Source organism: Polaromonas sp., assembly GCF_012927415.1.
In the GTDB taxonomy this organism is placed as follows: Bacteria; Pseudomonadota; Gammaproteobacteria; order Burkholderiales; family Burkholderiaceae_C; genus Polaromonas.
In genome coordinates, this window is sequence record NZ_JABBPF010000188.1 from 1 (window position 1) to 16,708 (window position 16,708).

Below are 16,708 nucleotides of genomic sequence, written 5' to 3' on the forward strand. Positions count from 1 at the left end.
CGCCCAGAGACGCTTATCGGAGCGGGCTTCAGCCAGGCTGCGCGACCAGGCATCCAGGCTGGTTTTTAGTCGCGCCGCCAATTGGCGGGCCGTGTCGGCGAAGAGCGCGAGCGCAACAAAGGCAGCCACCCACAAGACAATCCACATCGCCAGCAGATGCCCTTCGGCGACGCTGTCCATCACCTCGTAGGCCACCACCATGACGGCAGCGGTCATGGCGGAAAGCAGCAGCGTCGCAAGGCCGCGCGAACCGGAAAGGCCACGGCGCATCTGCTGCGCCGTATCAACGGCCGACTCAAGGCGGTCGGCACCGTGGTGTTGTGCGGAATATTTGATATTGACAAAGCTTGTCATGATGGATCCTCTGAGTTAACCACCAACCAACACATGCTGGCAGCGGATGAAGAGATATTAGGGTTTCTACTAATGTTATTCAACTTTATATTAATGATGATATTCATTCACCATAGTGATAACCAAACCGTTTTGCGTTGAGCTGGAGACAAGCTGTTGAATTCCCCGAACTTCCGTACGCTGGACCTGAACCTGCTGCGCGTTTTCGACGAGGTCATGGCCGAGCGCAGCCTGACGCGCGCGGCGCGCAACCTGTCTCTGACCCAGCCGGCTGTCAGCAACGCGTTGCGCCGGCTGCGCGAAACGCTGGGCGACGAGCTGGTGCAGCGCAGTGGCCAGGGCATGGCGCCCACGGCCCGGGCTCTCGCCATCTGGCCCGCTGTGCGCGAAGCGCTGCGGCAGTTGCAGGAGTCGCTGATTCCCAACGAGTTTGTGCCGGCCAAAGCCGGCTTGACCTTTGTGCTGGCGATGGCCGACGCCACGGCAGCCAGCCTGATTCCGGGGCTCAACGACATCCTGGAGCAGGAAGCGCCAGGGGTGGCGCTGCGGGTGGTGCCGCTCACCACGCGCGACCCGCGCAAGATGCTCGATGAAGAAGCGTGCGACTTGGCCACCGGCTATTTCCCCTCGGTCGTGCCCGACCTGACGGCCAAGGCCCAGAGCGGCGAGCCCATGCCGTTTTTGTTCCAGCGGCTTTACGACGACGAGTATGTGTGTGTGATGCGCAAGGATCATCCGTTGGCCAGTGGCCCGTTTACCCTGAACCGTTATTGCGCCGCTCGCCACATGCTGGTGAGCTTTTCGGGCCGGCCTTACGGATTTATTGATGAATCGCTCGCCGCGCTGGGCCGTGAGCGGCGCGTGGTGCTGACCGTCAACCAGTTTTTTACTGCCGGCCGCGTGGTCGCCAGTTCCAACCTGCTCACCGTGCTGCCCCGGCATTTTGTGCAGGTTACCGGCATGTCCGGTCAACTGACGTTACGCTCCTTGCCATTTGCCGTGTCGCCGGTGCACGTTGATGCGTTGTGGCATCGCCGTTCGCAGCAGCGCAGCGCCCATGTCTGGCTGCGCCAGGCCGTGGTGCGTGCGGCGGCAAATGCGTTTTCGAACTAAAACAATGTGCAGTCGCAGCGCGCTTTTTCAGCGGGACGTCAGCTATTTCTTTTCTTGAAGGCTGACCAGCTTGACGTCTACGCGAATCGGCCATCAAGTGCTATTTTGTTTATAGCAAGGCAAGCGGACTCGTTGCTCCGGCTCGGCCCGATAAAAATTAACGGACGACGCTAAGGTAGGCACAGGCTGCCATGCGCAGCTCCTGGGCTTGATGCGGGTGGCGTCCGGCACGGGCTTCGGCATGCTCCATCAAGTGACTCGCCACCCCGCTGACAGGTGCCAGGCCTTTGGGGATCGGCAAGTAACGGGCAATGGCGGAAAGAATGCGGACCATATAAAGCCACCCAAACGGTGGTAAAAAGTTGCAATACCCCGATAGTAAGGGTTTTCCCTAGTTTTGCAACCCTAAAGGGGGCTTTTACCCATGCAAAATTTGCATGGATGCCGCATGGCCAAACCACCGCCCTCATTTTCAGGTCAAAAGCGACGCGCGAAGATGGCGGCCCGACCCTTCCCGCACAATCGGCAGGGTGAACATCCAGCTTTTGTCCGACCTGCACCTTGAATCCAATCCATATTTCGAGCCCCGCCCTTTGCCCGGAGCCGACCTGCTGGTGCTGGCCGGGGATATCGGCTCCTACCAGGACGGATCACTGCTGGCCAGCCTGGCGATCGCCGATTTTGGTCTGGCGCGGTTCTCGCCGTTGCCGGTGAGGCTGGGCGGCGCGGCCTGGCCAACACCAGTGCTGTTTTTACCTGGTAATCACGAATACGATGGCCTGGATTTTGACGAGACCCGGCTGCGCCTTCAGGAGACCTGCCAGCGTTTGGGGCTGCTCTGGCTGGAGCGCGAATCAGTGGTGCTGCAGGGCGTGCGCTTTGTCGGCAGCACGCTGTGGAGCGACTTTGACGCCTTGAGCAGCAACGAGGCGCGATGCGGCGACATCACGCTGGGCCAGCAATTGAAGGCGCGCGAGAAAGCCTTTCGCGCCGCCAATTTCTATCTGAAGAAAAATCACGCCCTGCGCAGAGGCCAGCCCATGCTGGCTGAGCAAGTGCGTGAAGAGGGCCTGCAAGCGCAGGCCTGGTTGCGCCAGGCACTGGCTGAGCCATTCGATGGACCCACGGTGGCAGTCACCCACTTCGCGCCCAGCCTTTTGAGCGCGGACCCGCGCTACGGCCTGACGCCAGGCACGGCAGGGTTTTGCAATTCGCTGGACGAGCTGCTGCCGCTGGTCCGATTGTGGCTGCACGGGCATCTGCATTGCCGAAACGACTATGTGAAGCAGGGCTGCCGCGTCGTGGCCAACCCGCTGGGTTATGCGCGCAAGGGCGAACAGGCCAGCTTTCGGGAATCGCTCTGCATCACGCTGGCATCTTGAGACAGGTCAACCGATTGTTGCTTCGAACCGCCGGGCGCGGCGCCACTGTATAAACTAAAGCTTTATCACAGGGGCTCCCATGAAAATTCTTCTTGCCGTTGACGGCAGCAGCTTCACCAAAAAAATGCTGGCCTACCTGACCACGCACGACGAACTGTTCGGCACCGGCAACGACTACACCGTGTTCACGGTGCAGCCGGCCCTGCCACCGCGTGCGCGCGCAGCGGTGGGCAAGGAGGTGGTTGACAGCTACTATGCCGACGAAACTGAAAAGATCATGGCGCCGGTGTCCAAGTGCCTGACACGTCATGGCATCAGCGCCAAAAGTAGCTGGAAGGTGGGGCCGGCGGGCGAAACCATTGCCAAGTTTGCGGACTCGGGCAAGTTTGACCTACTCATCATGGGTTCGCACGGGCACGGCGCACTGGCTAACCTGGTGATGGGCTCGGTGGCAACCCAGGTGCTGGCCCACGGCAAGGTGCCGGTGTTGCTGGTGCGCTGACATCGCCAACTTGCCGCACCTTTGGTTTGCTATTTTTTCAATAGCAAACTATATTGATATCCATTGGACTAGCGGCTTGACAGGCCACAAAAGCAGGTGCGCAGCACAAGTTCGACGATCTCCTCGTCACTGTGCTGGCCGCCCATCCTCAAAAACTCCAGCACCGGGTCGCAGGCGCGCGCGTACAAGGTGTAGAGCACCGCGATGGCCGGCAGCCGCGGATCGAGCGCTCCCTCGGCCTGGGCCTGCTCGATCCAGCTGCCGATCTGCTCGCTCGCTTCCATCAGCCCGTCCAGATAGGCCTTGTTGCGCATCAGGGTGGCGCGCAGCGTGGAGTTCTGGCTGGGCAGCGACGGCATTTCGCCGGCCAGTTGCAGCCGCATCATCCAGCGCACCACGGTCTTGAGCTGGTCGAGCGGCGCGGCTTCGCGAGGCAGGCTGGCCAGAAAAGTCCTGGCCCGGCCGAGCACCCGCACCATGGCGGCGGCGGCGAGGTCTTCCTTGCTGGGAAAGTGTTTGTACAGACTGGCTTTGGCAATGCCGACGTCGGCCGCCACCTGGTCCACGGTCATCAGGTCAAACCCTTTTTCGGCCAGCAGGCGGCTGGCGGCCTGAACGATCGCCTCTTCCCTGGCCTGGAGCATTTGCGTTTTGAAAGAAACCCTGGGTGGCCCGGCCTTGAGAGCGCTGATTTTTGCAGTCGCGGACCTTGCGTTGCTTGCGACTGGGACGGTATTGGATGACATGGCAGCATTCTATTGATTCGGCCTCTGGAAGTCTCAAACACCGCTCTGGCAAGGCAGTTATTTGCATTACGCTTTGTTCCAATAAATACTTTGCGTTCGGGCGGAGTTTGCATGTATCTTGCATTCAGCGATGCATTCAGAATTTCTGAACTTCATTTTTGCAGGGAGCGCAGCATGAACAGCAAAGTGTCCAATATCGGTGTCTGGCTGGGAACCGCCGGCCTGGCTTTTGCCCTGGCGGTCGCAGCGCCCAATGAAGGCAGCGTCATGGGCAGTCTGCCAGCGTTCATGTCGCAAACCCTGCTACGCCAGCCGCTAACCGTGCCCGGCGGCCTGCCCTCTGATCGCACGCTGGCCCTGATCACCTTCCAGCGCGGCCAGCGCGCCCAGGCGGAGAGTTGGATCGAAGGGCTGAACTTGAGGAATGACCCGTCCATTGTCTGGATGCGTATGTCGGTGCGCGATGACCCGGGTACGTCAAGCGGCCGCAGCGCCTTCGAAAACACCTTGCTGGCGCACCACCCCGCCGCCACCGAGCGCGCCAAGCTGGTGCCGGTGTTCACCGATCGCGCCAAATTTGTGCGCTCGGCCGGACTGAACGGCACCGGCCAGGTCTATGCCGTGATCGTCAATCGCCAGGGTGAGGTGCTCGCGCGGGCCGAGGGGCAGTTCGACCCCGACAAGGCGCGGGCGCTGCGCGAGACGCTGCAGGCCCATAAGCTGTAGGCATTGCGCCGAGCCAATGCAGGTCGGCAGCGGTTCACGCCATAGCCTGGCCGAGCGTGAAATAAAACGTCGCTCCCTTACCTTTCACTGATTCGCCCCAAATCCTGCCGCCATGGCGCGCAACGATCCTTTGAACCGTCGCCAGGCCAATGCCGGTGCCGGCAAACTCGGACTCCGTGTGCAGGCGCTGGAAGGCTCCGAACAGCTTTTCCGCATAGCTCATGTCAAAACCCGCGCCGTTGTCTCGCACGAAATAGACGGTTTCGCCGGCGCTGCCTATTTGATGGGCCACGGTAATTTCAGTCGGATGTTTGCCCTGGGTGAACTTCCAGGCATTGCCCAGCAGGTTGTCCAGCACCTGCCTGAGCAGGCGCGGATCACCGTGCGCGAGCAGCCCTGACTCTACCCGCAGCCGTGTCTCCCTGGTCGGGTCGCGCTCCTCATAGCCGGCCAGCAAGGCCTCGGAAAGGGCGCTGAGGTCTACCGCCTCCCAGCGCATGCTGGAGCGCGAAACCTGCGCCAGCGAGAGCATGGCGTCTATCAGTTCTCCCATTTGCGCCACCCCTGCGCGGATACGCGTCAGGTAATGCTGGCTGCGCCCGGTCTGCGGGTCACCGGCGGCCATGGCCTTGTCGAGCAGGGTGCTGAAACCGGCAATGGCACTGAGCGGGCTGCGCAAGTCGTGGGACACCGAATAGGAAAAGGCCTCCAGCTGCTGGTTGGCTGACTCCAGCTGCGCCGTCCGCCGTTTCACCCGCCCTTCAAGGCTGGCGTTGAGCAACATGATTTGCTCGTGCGCGAGCTTGCGCTCTCGCATGTCGGTGTTGATGCCCAGCATGCCGTTGACACGGCCCTGTTCATCATGCACCACACTCCAGCGCGCTTCGACCGCCACGATGGACCCGTCCCGTGCCAGTTTTTCCAGTTGCCCGGTCCAGAGATGTTCGCTACCCATGATCTGTTCCCTGATCAGGCTCAGTGTCTGGGGTCTGGCGTACATTTCCGTGCGCATGGTTTTGCCCAGCACTTCGTCGGCGGTCCAGCCAAACAAACGTTCCGCACCCTTGTTCCAGAACCTGAGGGTTCCGTCAAGATTGCGCACCATGATGGCATCTTGCGCCTGGTCCATCAAGGAGGCCTGCTCGCGCAACTTGAGCGCCGCCTGACGCGCAGCCTCCTGACTGCGGGCGTGTTCCAGCCGGGCGCGCAAGCTGCCAATGCCAAACGCCAGATTGTCGGCAAGCTCCTGTAAAAGCCGAACTTCGTCGGGGGAAAAGTCTTGCGCCTCAGAGGCGTAAAGGCACAGCACACCAAAACTGCGCTGCTCGCCACGCAGCGGTAAACCAATGCAGCTGCGGTAACCTCGTTTCAGGGCTGCCTCGCGCCAGAAAAAATCGCCGGCGCTGCTGATGTCGCCAATTTGCACGGGCTGGCCGCTACGGATGGCCCGCCCTGCCAGTCCCTGACCGGTAACCAGGTCCGCACGCCAGCTCAGGGCAATCGACGTCAGGTAGCCGGATTCGTCGCCTGCGTGGGCAGCGACCTGGATGCTGTGCGCCTCGTCGTCCTGGGCGTAGCCTACCCATGCCATACAGTAGCCCCCCACATCAACGGCTATGCGGCACACCTCGGCGAGCAGGCTCTCCTCGTCATTCATCCGGTTGATGGAAATGCTGGAACGACTCAATATTTGCAGTGCCCGGTTGGTTCTGGCCAGCGCCAGATCGGCCAGCTTGCTGGCGGAAATGTCGCGCGCCGTGCCGACCACGCGTTCGAGTTCACCGTTGGCGTTGAACACCGGGTAGGAGTGGTGGCGAATCCAGCGTGTCTGTCCGTCCGGGGTCAGGATGCGGTACTCGACCTCGGATCGCTCACCGGCACGATTGCGCTGGTGATTAAGCGTCACCAGATGACGGTCCGCGGCTACCGCAACATGGGCGAAAGAGGCCGGGTCGGCGTACAGGCTTTCGCAACTCAGGCCCCAGATTCTCTGATAGCCTGGGCTGACGTAAAGAAGTCGCCCGGTGCGGGCATCCGCACTGTAAAAAACGTCGTCGATGTTTTCCGCCAGCTCGCGAAAGCGCGCCTCGCTGCTGACCAGCGCCGCCTCGGCACGTGTCCGCTCCAGCGCAATTCGGGCCAGCCGGGTCGCCGTGTCCATCAGTTCCTGATCCTTGGGCAGGGGCTTGCCTGGAGTGCGCCGATAAATTGCAAAAGTCGCTAGTACCTCGCCATCGGTCGAAGTCACCGGCATTGACCAGCAGGCTCGCAGCTCGTGCGCCTGCAGCAACCCGCGGAAATTCTGCATCAGGGGATCGCGCTCTATGTCTTCAACCACCACCCGCGCCTTGCGGAACGCCGCAGTACCGCAAGCCCCCATGCCCTCACACACCGGCAAACCGTCAATCGCCTGAACAAAACTTGCCGGCAGGCTGGCTGCGGCACCATGACGCAGCTGCTGATCCTGGTTAAGCAATATTAAACAATGGCTGGCGGGTGAGCTCTTTTCTATCAGGCGCACAATCGCTTCGAGTGATTGCGGTAGCGGCACCCCAGCGGCAATCAAGGTCAGCACTTGTTGTTGCGCGGCAGCGAAATCTTCGGCGATCTTGAGTTCGCTGATGTCACTCGTTACGGCGACACCCCCGACCAATTGCCCGTTCGCATCACGCAGGGGGCGAGCGTTTATTCTCAAAACCCGGTCTTCCACGCCGGGCCTGCGGAACAGCCCGACCCAGTTGTCCACGCTGACACCCTGCAATGCCTGCATCAGGGGACGTTTCGCCAGTTCGCAAGCGGTTTTCCCGTCCGGCAGCATCAGTTCATTGGCGCTGCGCCAGTCATCGAGCGAGCTGCCAGTCCCGGGCGCATATTGATAGAGCTTGCGGGCGCTCGCATTGAGCAACAGAAAACGTCTGTCGGTATCAATCGCGATCACTCCTTCGCTCATGCTGTTGAGGATCAGGTCAAGCAGGATGCGCTCCTGTTCAGCGTGGTTCAGCGCTGCGTCCAACTCGTCCCGCCGCGTCTGAAGGGATGCGGCCATGTCGTTAAAAGCCCGGCCAATTTCGCCGATCTCGTCCCGATACAGGGAACCGGATCCGACGCGAGCCGCCAGATTGCCACGGATGACTTCGTTGGCCTGACTCAAAATGGCCCGGGCGGGGCTGACGATCAGGCGCTTTCCCAGCCACCAGGCCAAGGCAACGCCAAAAGCGGTCATGGCCAGCAAGGCTGAAAGTTCGATCTGAAGCAATTCACGCGGACCTGCGGTGATCATTTCGCTCGGCACGCTGATGGCCACGAAGAGTTCACCTGCAGCCACGCCACCGACCGGGGCGTAGGCATAAATCCGCGCTACTCCTGCGGTGTCGGCCGCCTCGCGCACGCCTGACTGGCCCGCCAGCGCGGCGTCCCGTACGATGGCGTCCTGCTCCTGTATGCCGACCACACCCTTGCTTGGCGGCCGAGTTGCCAGAACCATGCCACGCCGGTCAATCACTCGCAGCCGGGCACCGTCAAGGATTTCTCCCGCAGCCAGGGCGGTGGTTAGCGCCGTGATGTCCACCGCAGCATACGCAACGCCGTTCAGTACTGCTTGAGCGTCATAGACCGGCACACCGAAAGGAATGCCTGGCCGGCCGCTGAAGCGGCCCACGGCATATTCGCCAACTGAAATTTTTTGCCCTGCCAGAATCTGCTTGAAAAACCGGCGATCGCCGGCAAACGCACCCAATCCGAGATCGAGCGCATGACAGGAAATGTGGCCATCCAGGCCCACCACCCCCAAGTCAAGATAATTTGCATCCTGAGATTTCAGGTTTTTGAGGTACTGGACGCAAAGGCTGTTGCGCGTGTCCTTGATGGACGGACCGCTGGCAATATCGCCAAGGAGCTGGGCGACCCGTTCGGCGAGACGCTGCTGGTGCAAGGCGGCAAGAAATGCCTCCGATTGCAGGTTGGCCTGCGCCTGCGCCACGGCTGCTTGCCGGTTTTTTGCAGCGGAGTAGGCAAACAGTCCAAATACCGGCAGCAGGGCCAGCAGCACCAGTAAAACCAGACGGGCACGAAGCCCAAGCCAACTCGTCATACGGACTCCACCTGTCTTTACGATTCCGGTGTACCGGCATGAGCCAAGCGGCTCTGAAACACGAGGAACTGTCGCATGAGGCAGATAAACAACGCCAAGCGTGCAAACCCGGCGTCCCCGGACTTACTGCTTTCTCTGCACGAAAAGGTTGCGCTTTGCATCTTCGGCGTGCGCAAACGTTACCGCTCCGTTTTTCACGATGCCCATTACCAGCATATTTTGCGTGATGGCATCCTTGTCCTGCGCGGTGAATGGCTGATCATAGGTCGCGACGACACCGTAATACGTACGATTCTTGCTTTCAAGTGCCGCCTTGATGGCCGGCCCGGTCAGCTTGCCATCGCGTATGCCGAACAGCGAATAAACCAGAATGTAGACGGCGTCGTAGCCCTGCGCGGCAGCCATCGGCACCGGGATTTTCCTGACCTTGAACTTGCGCGCATAGCTGGTCAGAAAAGAGGATCGGCGTTCGTTGCTGGGCTCCGCGATAAAGGTTTGGGCCATCAGTGCGCCATCGGACGCTTGCCCGGCGCCGTCGATGAAGAATGGGAAAGACAGTGTCCAGGCGCCGACCTGCGGCACTTTCCAGTCCATGGCCTGACGTCCAAGCGCAATCACGGCGTTCTCCTGGCCGACGGTATAGCTGAAAACCACATTGGCACCCGCCGCCTTCGCGGCGCTCAGCTCGGTACTGAGGTCTTTTACGCCCAGGCCAAAACGCGCCACATAGACCGGTTTGATTTTCTTCGCGGCCAGTGCTTTTTCAACGTCCCGCAAGCCGGCTTCGCCGTAACCCGTGGTGTCGGCGAACACCGCCACCTTGTCCCATCCCCGCGCCAGAATGTCGTCCACGACAAATGGCGCCTGAATGGCATCGCGGGCCGAAGTACGGAAGATGTAACTTTCAGGGTCGGGGTATTTGGCCGTCAGCGGAGTGCCGGTCGCACAGGGGATAATGAGAGGCACCTGATGGGTCTGGTAGACCTCGAGCGACCTGGCGGCCACGCCGGTGTTGCAAAACCCGATCGTCGCGCTTACTTTCTGGGTCATCAGTTCCTGCGACGCCTTCAAACCCACCGCCGGGTCAGCCTGATCGTCCCGGCGCACGAGCTCCAGCCGGCGTCCCAGATAACCACCGACCGCATTGTTCTCGTCAACCGCTTGCTGGATGCCGTTGAGCATCGGTACGCCAAAGTCCGCCGACGGGCCGGTAAATGGGCCAATAACGCCGATCTTTAATGTGTTTCCGGTAATCTGCGGCGGCGTCGCGGCGCTGGCTGCCGGCTGCAGTGCGGGCTGGGCGCCGGCGGGCTGTGCAAAGCCAAGCGCCATGACAAAAGCCGCGGCGAGCCCGGTCAGGGCGCGCACGCCCATGATGGTGGAAACTGACAACATTTTTTCTCCTCGTGGACGGAAGTATAAGAAACCGTTCGTTGCGCGGACAAGACCTATTTACCCTCATGCATCAGGGCTCGGCGTCTGCCGACCGGCTTTTTTCCGCAGCGCCGCACGGCTTGTGGCGGTTTGCCGGGGGCCGGTCTAACTTCAGGGCAGCAGCGCGCGCGCCGCTGACTGCCTGAGGGCTGCCGTCAACGCGTCCAGCACCTCGGACTCCAGATTCCAGCAGTGCCAGTACAGCTGTATCGTCAGGGTGAAGCCGGGGGCAAGATTGACCAGCTGGCCCTGGTCGATCAGCCCCTGCGCAATCAGGCGTGGCACCACGCTGGCGCCCCAGCCCGCCAGCACGGCCCGTACCTGGCCTTCGGACGAGGGAACAAACAGCTGGTTCAGCGTGACGTGCTTGAGCCCGAAGGCCTTGCCGACGAACTCGCTTTGCATGTCGTCCTTGCGGTTGAACGCCACGAAGGGAATGTCGCGAAAGTTGTGCGCGCTCAGCAGCGATGCGGATTCTCCGATCCTGACAGCCTGGCCCAGCCGCTCCCGAGCAAACAGGGGAGTGGCCACGGCCACGTACTCCATGGCACCGAGCGCCACGACCTTGCAGCCGCGTAAGGCCTGTCTCAGCGAGGTGACGCAGCCCAGTACCTGGCCTTCGCGCAACCATTCGTGCGTGAAGTCCTGGTCGTCGGCGATGATTTCCATGGGCAGGCCCTGCTGGGCCAGTTCGGTCAGTGCCTCCAGCGCCCAGGTGGCCACGCTGTCGGCGTTGATTGCAATCGAAATGCGTTCCTCCTCGCGCGCGCCCCTGAGCGAGCTGGGCGCCAGCTCCTTCAGCTCGCGCTCCACGTCGGCGCGCAGCAGGCGCATCATCTTGGTGTGCTTGAGCAGCAGTTTTCCGGCAGAGGTGGCTTTTAGCGGCCGGCTGCGCACAATCAGCACGGTGCCGACCTGCGCCTCCAGCGCCCGTAAACGCTGCGACACCGCCGACTGCGTGATTGACAGGCGCTGGGCAGCACGCTCAAAACCACCCTCTTCGACAATCGCTGCAAGGCATTCCAGCGCATCGGGATCAAACGTGTTCATGCCGGCCTCTTGTATTAGTTATTCTGATGTTTTCACTAAGAGTTTAATTTTTCTGTTAATAGAAAGCAATCTCCTTCACACTAACCGTGCAGAAAAGGTGTGGCCATGAAAGTCGTTGTTTTGGGGGCGGGAATTATTGGCGTGAGCACTGCCTGGCATTTGCTCGAGCGGGGCCATGAGGTCACGGTGGTTGACCGGCAGCCCGGCGCGGCTCTGGAAACCAGCTTTGCCAATGCGGCGCAGATATCCGTCAGCTACTGTGAGCCCTGGGCCAACCGCGATGCGCCGCTGAAGGCGCTGAAATGGATGTTCCGTGACGATGCACCCCTGCTTTTTCGTCCGCAGCTGCCGTTTGGCGAAGGCTGGCAACAATGGCGCTGGGGCCTGCAGTTTCTCGGTCAATGCAATGACGCCGCGTTTGAACGCAATGTGCAGCAACTGGTGGCGCTGGGCGGCTACAGCCATACCGCCCTAAAGGAGCTGGTGGGCACCACCGGCATTGAGTACAACCGGCTGGAACGCGGCATCGCCCACTACTACACCGACCAAAAATCATTTGATACCGCTGGCGACGCTGCAGCGCTGATGCGCAAATATGGCGTCGCACGGCGCGTGGTGAGCACTTCCGAGCTGCTGGCCATAGAACCCGCCTTCAACTCATTTGCGCACCACATTGTGGGCGGCACCTACACCGCCAGCGACGAAAGCGGTGACGCCCGTGTCTTCACCCAGGCGCTGGCCGGTCGCTGCGCGGATCGGGGTGCCCGGTTTTTGTACGACCACGATATTGTGCGCCTCGAAAAAAGCGGAAATGCTATTAATTCAATAGCTATTCGTGACCGTAAAACCTGGACTACGGGCCAAAAAGACACCCAATTGAAATATTTGAAGGCCGACCGGGTGGTCGCTGCCTGCGGCTCGTACACGGCGCCGCTGCTGCGCACGGTTGGCGTCGACCTGCCGATCTACCCGGGCAAAGGCTACAGCGCCACTTTCCAGCTGCTCAAGCCCGAACTCGCGCCGTTTGTCAGCACCATTGACGATGAGGTCAAATGCGCGATCAGCCGCCTGGGCAATGAATTGCGGGTGGCGGGCACGATCGAGGTTGGCAGTTACGACCTGTCGCTCGACACGCCACTGGCCAGGGCCCGTTGCAAGATGCTGGCCGACCGCATTGAAGAAGTATTGCCCGGCGTCTGCGACACACGGCTGGAAGCGCAAGGCGGCAATCCCCAGTTCTGGACCGGCCTCAGACCGGCCACGCCGACCAACATTCCCTACATCGGCAAGACCAAAGTGGACCGGCTTTGGGTGAATGCCGGCCACGGCACCCTGGGCTGGACGCATGGCGCTGGTTCGGGCAAGGCGATCGCCGAGCTAATAAGCGGCGAGATCCCTGGCATGGATGTCGGCTTCTACGGTTGTGACCGCCCCAACGCCCGTTTAAGACCCCAATCAGCCTGACGAAGCGACGCCGGTCTGCGCAGACGGCCCGATCCGGGCTTGTCCAGCGTACTCAGCCGGCAGGCGCGCAAGTGCGTTTCTCCTACAGCACCTGCTTTGGCACGCTGACAGCCTTGCCACGGGACAGGCAGCAGAATCATATTTATGCCCAAGACGAAATCTTCTCCCAAGTCCATGAATCCTCCTGATCAGGCGGCCGCCGGCAAAGGCATGCCGGCAAAAAAGGCGCTTGCGCAAACGGCCCGTCCGGGAAAGTCCGGTACCCCCCAGGACAGCTCGGTCGAGGCCAGTCTGCAGTTACCGCACGAGCGCGACCAGGCGCTCAACATGACCGCGGAAACGCCAGATCCCTTGATGACGAAGGCAGCACGCGATGTCGACCAGGGGCATAAAGACACCAGCAACGGCCCTGAAATGGATCGCGCGTACAAAAAGCTTTAGGCCGGAGCAGGTGCGCAAGCCACAAGCCACAAGCCGCTGATGGCGGCGGTTTTCGGTGTCATCACAGACCGGGCCGAAACATGGGCCACGTCCAATAAAATCCGCTCTCTATTGCTATTAAAAACGTAGCAAGCTGCCTGTCTTAGGGGTCGCGGCACTGTGAACCGTCTACTCTCCGGCGGCTGGTTGCCGCACCGCGCCGCAAGCCACATGACCCCCGCGCGAAAACCCGGCGTGGACGTGCGCCGCGCGCATCAGTTAAATTAGTCCTCTATGCTTTCTCCTACCACCCTTCGCAAAGCGAGTGGCCCCAACTTTTCCGCCAAGGAATTCCGGACCTCACTGGCAATGTTTGCCACCGGGGTGACCATCGTCACCGCGCGCGCGCCAGATGGGAGCCTGGTCGGGCTGACCGCCAACTCTTTCAACTCGGTGTCGCTCAACCCGCCGCTGGTGTTGTGGAGCCTGTCGCAGGCCGCCGGTTCCATGGCAGCGCTGAGTAGCGGCTCGCACTACGCCATCAATATCCTGGCGGCGGACCAGAAAACGCTGGCCGAGCGCTTTGCCAGCAAGCGTGAGGACCGCTGGAAAGATGTGGCGTTCACCGAAGGCGCCAGCGGCTCACCTCTGCTAGAAGGCGCTGCCGCCACTTTCGAGTGCTTCAACCGCAGCCGCTATGAAGAAGGTGACCACGTCATCTTTGTCGGGGAAGTCGAGCGCTGCAGCCACCGCGTCGGCGCTGCGCCACTGCTTTTTCACGGTGGCAGGTTCTACACTGAACACCCTTTGTGAACCACCCTGCACGGGGGCAGCTTCGCGCTGAAGCGCCGTCCTCGATTGCTGAACACTGACCCCATGACCGCACGCAAAGTCCACCTCGACACCCTGGCCATTTCCCTGCTGCTTGGCTGCTGCCTCTTTTGGGGCCTGCAGCAGGTGCTCATCAAGGCAACGATTGCGGAAATACCACCCATGTTCCAGGCGTCCCTTCGCCTGGTGGGGGCGACGGTGCTGCTCTGTCTATGGTGCTTGTGGCGGCGAATTCCGCTGTTCAGGCGCGACGGCTCGCTGGCAGCCGGCCTGCTTGCGGGCGCGCTCTTCGGTGCGGAGTTTGCCTGCATCTACCTGGGCCTTCAATACACCACGGCGTCGCGCCTGACGGTGTTTTTATACACCTCGCCGTTCTGGGTGGCGCTGCTACTGCCCTTCTGGGTCAAGTCGGAAAAGCTGCGCGGCCTGCAATGGGTCGGCTTGCTGGCGGCATTTGTAGCGGTGGTGTTCGCCCTGCGCGAAGGCTTTACGGGCGAGCATGCATCTACCGCGCGCGGCGACCTGCTGGCGCTGCTCGCCGGTATGGCCTGGGGCCTGACCACGGTGGTGATTCGCGCCACCAGTCTGGTCAGGATCTCGGCCGAAAAGCTGCTTTTTTACCAGCTGGCCTTCAGTGCGCTGGCTTTTCCCGCTCTGTCGCTCGGTCTGGGCGAAGCATGGGTCTGGCAATTCAGTCCGTTTGCCATTACCTCGCTGGCGCTCCAGACGGTGATTGGTGCTTTTGCCAGCTACCTGGCCTGGATGTGGATGCTGGGTCGTTACCCGGCCACCAAGATTTCGGTGTTTGTATTTTTCACGCCGCTGTTTGCGCTGCTGTTCGGTGCAGCGTGGCTGGGCGAAAGCGTGACACCGGGATTGCTGGTGGCGCTGGCTACTGTGGCAGCCGGTATCGTGCTGGTCAACCACCAGCCACGCGCGGTGGCTTGAGCGGCAAAAAACGGCTCAGTTCAACAATGCGCCGGCTTCAAACCAGCGCTTGATCACGGCGCGCTCGTCCTCGGTGATCCGGCTGGCGTTGTTGAAAGGCATCAGCCTGAGAATGACCACCTGCTGATAGACCGCCTGGGCGTTCTGCCTGAGCAGCTCGGGCGTGTGCAGGGCGATGCCCTTGTTCTGCAGCTGCGCGTTGTGACACATCACGCAGCGTTGGGTTATGACCGAGTTCACTTCGGCGAAACCCGGGGGTTTTTCAGCGGCGGCGAGGGCAGCCGCCGAGGGTGGCGGCGGCGCCAGCCAGATCGCCAGACCGACCAGCAACACAGTACCGTATCCGGCATATTCCCAGGGTGCGCGCCTGCCCTTTACCCCGGCCTTGTGGCGCGCGACAAAACTGTGCCGGATCAGCGCGCCAGCCAGCATCAGCAGCACCAGCACCAGCCAGTTGCCCTTGGCCGAATACAGCCAGCCATAGTGATTGGACAGCATCGCCATCAGCACGGGCAGCGTGAAATAGGTGTTGTGCACGCTGCGTTGCCTGGCGCGCCAGCCATACAGTGGATTGACCGGCTGAGCCGCCTTGAGCTGCGCCACTACCTTGCGCTGCCCGGGAATGATCCAGACCCATACGTTGGCGCTCATCGCCGTGGCGAGCATGGCACCGACCAGCAGGAAGGCAGCGCGCCCGGCAAACAGCTGGCAGGCCAGCCAGGTCGCAAAAACAACAAAGACAAACAGGCCCGCGCCAACGATAAGGTCACCGTTTTTCCTCTGCCCAAAGCTGCGGCAGATCACGTCGTACACCGCCCAGCCGGACACCAGAAAGCCGAGCGCTGCGCCGATGGCGGCACTGGCCGACCAGTCATGAATGCTTTTGTCCACCAGAAAGGTCCCGGCATTGAAAAGGTAGAGCACCGTGAACAGGGCGAAGCCGGTAAGCCAGGTCGAGTAGGCCTCCCAGTAAAACCAGTGCAGGTTTTCAGGCATCTGTTTCGGTGCCACCAAATATTTTTGCGGATTATAAAAACCGCCGCCATGCACCGCCCACAACTCGCCATCAACACCCTTTTTTACCAGTTCGGGATCGCTCGGGCTGATCAGGCTGTTGTCCAGAAAAACAAAATAAAACGACGCACCAATCCAGGCAATCGCGCTGACGACGTGGGCCCAGCGCAGCAGCAGATTGGCCCAATCCAGAGCATAGGGCAGGTAGGCCGTCATCATGAGCCGCGGTAGGTCGAGTAAGTCCACGGGCTGACGAGCAGCGGCACATGGTAGTGACCGCTGGCGTCGGCGATGCCGAAGTCAACCGGCACCGTATCAATGAAGGCCGGCTCCGGCAGCGTCACGCCACGGGCGCGAAAGTATGCTCCGACCTCGAACAGCAGGCGGTAATGGCCAGTCGCCATGCTGGCGCCATCCAGCAGCGGACCGCCTTCGTTGCGGCCGTCCTGATTCAGGACCACTTCCTTGAGCGTCAGGGCGTGCGTGCCATCGAGCCGCTGCAGCGTGAGCTTCATTCCGGCAGCCGGGCAACCGTGCATGGTATCGAGAACGTGGGTGCTGAGATGGCCCATGAGAAGCTTTCTGAGGGTTGAATAAACAGCGCCGGCCCACTTCCTGCGGCGTCACAACATGG

The 16,708-nt window shown here is 61.2% G+C and carries 16 protein-coding genes; 8 read left to right on the forward strand and 8 right to left on the reverse strand.

All coding sequences use genetic code 11. The annotated features are described in order from the left end of the window. Positions 1–354, reverse strand: a 354-nt coding sequence (locus HHJ19_RS15505) for a hypothetical protein (protein WP_296908770.1), incomplete at its 3' end; no start/stop codon positions are given. Positions 355–510: 156 nt separating this feature from the next. On the opposite strand from HHJ19_RS15505, the gene HHJ19_RS15510 reads away from it, so the two are divergent. After that, complete coding sequence (locus tag HHJ19_RS15510; RefSeq protein WP_296908771.1) at positions 511–1,467, forward strand: LysR family transcriptional regulator; 957 nt, start codon at positions 511–513, stop codon at positions 1,465–1,467. Positions 1,468–1,624: 157 nt separating this feature from the next. Here the strand turns inward: HHJ19_RS15510 and HHJ19_RS15515 are convergent, their stop codons facing one another. Further along, positions 1,625–1,801, reverse strand: a complete 177-nt coding sequence (locus HHJ19_RS15515; RefSeq protein WP_296908772.1) for a hypothetical protein — start codon at positions 1,799–1,801, stop codon at positions 1,625–1,627. 196 nt (positions 1,802–1,997) lie between these two features. Between HHJ19_RS15515 and HHJ19_RS15520 the strand changes: the two genes are divergently transcribed. Next, positions 1,998–2,849 carry a metallophosphoesterase gene (locus HHJ19_RS15520; RefSeq protein WP_296908773.1) on the forward strand — a complete coding sequence of 284 codons (852 nt, stop codon included), beginning with the start codon at positions 1,998–2,000 and terminating at the stop codon, positions 2,847–2,849. A 79-nt stretch (positions 2,850–2,928) separates the two neighbouring features. Further along, positions 2,929–3,351: a universal stress protein gene (locus HHJ19_RS15525; RefSeq protein ID WP_296908774.1), complete on the forward strand. Its 423-nt coding sequence runs from the start codon at positions 2,929–2,931 to the stop codon at positions 3,349–3,351. A 68-nt stretch (positions 3,352–3,419) separates the two neighbouring features. On the opposite strand, the gene HHJ19_RS15530 is transcribed toward HHJ19_RS15525, so the two are convergent. Next, entirely contained in the window at positions 3,420–3,995 is a 576-nt protein-coding gene (locus HHJ19_RS15530; RefSeq protein ID WP_296908794.1) for a TetR/AcrR family transcriptional regulator, read from the reverse strand. Between the two features lie 276 nt (positions 3,996–4,271). On the opposite strand from HHJ19_RS15530, the gene HHJ19_RS15535 reads away from it, so the two are divergent. Further along, complete coding sequence (locus HHJ19_RS15535; protein WP_296908775.1) at positions 4,272–4,823, forward strand: hypothetical protein; 552 nt, start codon at positions 4,272–4,274, stop codon at positions 4,821–4,823. A 34-nt stretch (positions 4,824–4,857) separates the two neighbouring features. On the opposite strand, the gene HHJ19_RS15540 is transcribed toward HHJ19_RS15535, so the two are convergent. The 3 genes from HHJ19_RS15540 to HHJ19_RS15550 all read right to left on the reverse strand — a co-directional run bounded on the left by HHJ19_RS15540 (position 4,858) and on the right by HHJ19_RS15550 (position 11,397). Then, positions 4,858–8,913, reverse strand: coding sequence for a PAS domain S-box protein (locus HHJ19_RS15540; RefSeq protein WP_296908776.1), 4,056 nt, complete (start codon positions 8,911–8,913; stop codon positions 4,858–4,860). A 123-nt stretch (positions 8,914–9,036) separates the two neighbouring features. After that, entirely contained in the window at positions 9,037–10,308 is a 1,272-nt protein-coding gene (locus HHJ19_RS15545) for an ABC transporter substrate-binding protein (protein ID WP_296908777.1), read from the reverse strand. Positions 10,309–10,458: 150 nt separating this feature from the next. Then, positions 10,459–11,397, reverse strand: coding sequence for a LysR family transcriptional regulator ArgP (locus tag HHJ19_RS15550; protein WP_296908778.1), 939 nt, complete (start codon positions 11,395–11,397; stop codon positions 10,459–10,461). A 105-nt stretch (positions 11,398–11,502) separates the two neighbouring features. On the opposite strand from HHJ19_RS15550, the gene HHJ19_RS15555 reads away from it, so the two are divergent. The 4 genes from HHJ19_RS15555 to HHJ19_RS15570 all read left to right on the forward strand — a co-directional run bounded on the left by HHJ19_RS15555 (position 11,503) and on the right by HHJ19_RS15570 (position 15,060). Next, positions 11,503–12,861 carry a D-amino acid dehydrogenase gene (locus tag HHJ19_RS15555; RefSeq protein ID WP_296908779.1) on the forward strand — a complete coding sequence of 453 codons (1,359 nt, stop codon included), beginning with the start codon at positions 11,503–11,505 and terminating at the stop codon, positions 12,859–12,861. Positions 12,862–13,005: 144 nt separating this feature from the next. Further along, positions 13,006–13,302 (forward strand): hypothetical protein, encoded by a 297-nt coding sequence (locus tag HHJ19_RS15560; protein WP_296908780.1) that lies wholly within the window; start codon positions 13,006–13,008, stop codon positions 13,300–13,302. Positions 13,303–13,575: 273 nt separating this feature from the next. After that, a complete protein-coding gene (locus HHJ19_RS15565) occupies positions 13,576–14,094 on the forward strand; it encodes a flavin reductase family protein (RefSeq protein WP_296908781.1) in 519 nt (172 codons plus the stop codon). A gap of 63 nt (positions 14,095–14,157) precedes the next feature. Then, positions 14,158–15,060 carry a DMT family transporter gene (locus HHJ19_RS15570; protein WP_296908782.1) on the forward strand — a complete coding sequence of 301 codons (903 nt, stop codon included), beginning with the start codon at positions 14,158–14,160 and terminating at the stop codon, positions 15,058–15,060. 15 nt (positions 15,061–15,075) lie between these two features. Here HHJ19_RS15570 and HHJ19_RS15575 read toward each other — a convergent pair whose 3' ends face one another. Both HHJ19_RS15575 and uraH read right to left on the reverse strand, forming a co-directional pair. Beyond that, on the reverse strand, positions 15,076–16,290 hold the full coding sequence (locus tag HHJ19_RS15575) for a urate hydroxylase PuuD (RefSeq protein ID WP_296908795.1): 1,215 nt from the start codon (positions 16,288–16,290) through the stop codon (positions 15,076–15,078). Beyond that, complete coding sequence (gene uraH / locus HHJ19_RS15580) at positions 16,290–16,646, reverse strand: hydroxyisourate hydrolase (protein ID WP_296908783.1); 357 nt, start codon at positions 16,644–16,646, stop codon at positions 16,290–16,292. Before uraH ends, HHJ19_RS15575 begins: the two co-directional genes overlap by 1 nt. Positions 16,647–16,708: the final 62 nt, after the last annotated feature.

What these genes read in the sequence shown, in the direction of transcription:
- HHJ19_RS15550 (WP_296908778.1), bottom strand. Translation starts at nt 11,397, where the DNA reads ATGAACACGTTTGATCCCGATGCGCTGGAATGCCTTGCAGCGATTGTC.
- uraH (WP_296908783.1), bottom strand. Translation starts at nt 16,646, where the DNA reads ATGGGCCATCTCAGCACCCACGTTCTCGATACCATGCACGGTTGCCCG.
- HHJ19_RS15515 (WP_296908772.1), bottom strand. Translation starts at nt 1,801, where the DNA reads ATGGTCCGCATTCTTTCCGCCATTGCCCGTTACTTGCCGATCCCCAAA.
- HHJ19_RS15525 (WP_296908774.1), top strand. Translation starts at nt 2,929, where the DNA reads ATGAAAATTCTTCTTGCCGTTGACGGCAGCAGCTTCACCAAAAAAATG.
- HHJ19_RS15575 (WP_296908795.1), bottom strand. Translation starts at nt 16,290, where the DNA reads ATGACGGCCTACCTGCCCTATGCTCTGGATTGGGCCAATCTGCTGCTG.
- HHJ19_RS15560 (WP_296908780.1), top strand. Translation starts at nt 13,006, where the DNA reads ATGCCCAAGACGAAATCTTCTCCCAAGTCCATGAATCCTCCTGATCAG.
- HHJ19_RS15530 (WP_296908794.1), bottom strand. Translation starts at nt 3,995, where the DNA reads ATGCTCCAGGCCAGGGAAGAGGCGATCGTTCAGGCCGCCAGCCGCCTG.
- HHJ19_RS15545 (WP_296908777.1), bottom strand. Translation starts at nt 10,308, where the DNA reads ATGTTGTCAGTTTCCACCATCATGGGCGTGCGCGCCCTGACCGGGCTC.
- HHJ19_RS15565 (WP_296908781.1), top strand. Translation starts at nt 13,576, where the DNA reads ATGCTTTCTCCTACCACCCTTCGCAAAGCGAGTGGCCCCAACTTTTCC.
- HHJ19_RS15535 (WP_296908775.1), top strand. Translation starts at nt 4,272, where the DNA reads ATGAACAGCAAAGTGTCCAATATCGGTGTCTGGCTGGGAACCGCCGGC.
- HHJ19_RS15570 (WP_296908782.1), top strand. Translation starts at nt 14,158, where the DNA reads ATGACCGCACGCAAAGTCCACCTCGACACCCTGGCCATTTCCCTGCTG.
- HHJ19_RS15540 (WP_296908776.1), bottom strand. Translation starts at nt 8,913, where the DNA reads ATGACGAGTTGGCTTGGGCTTCGTGCCCGTCTGGTTTTACTGGTGCTG.
- HHJ19_RS15555 (WP_296908779.1), top strand. Translation starts at nt 11,503, where the DNA reads ATGAAAGTCGTTGTTTTGGGGGCGGGAATTATTGGCGTGAGCACTGCC.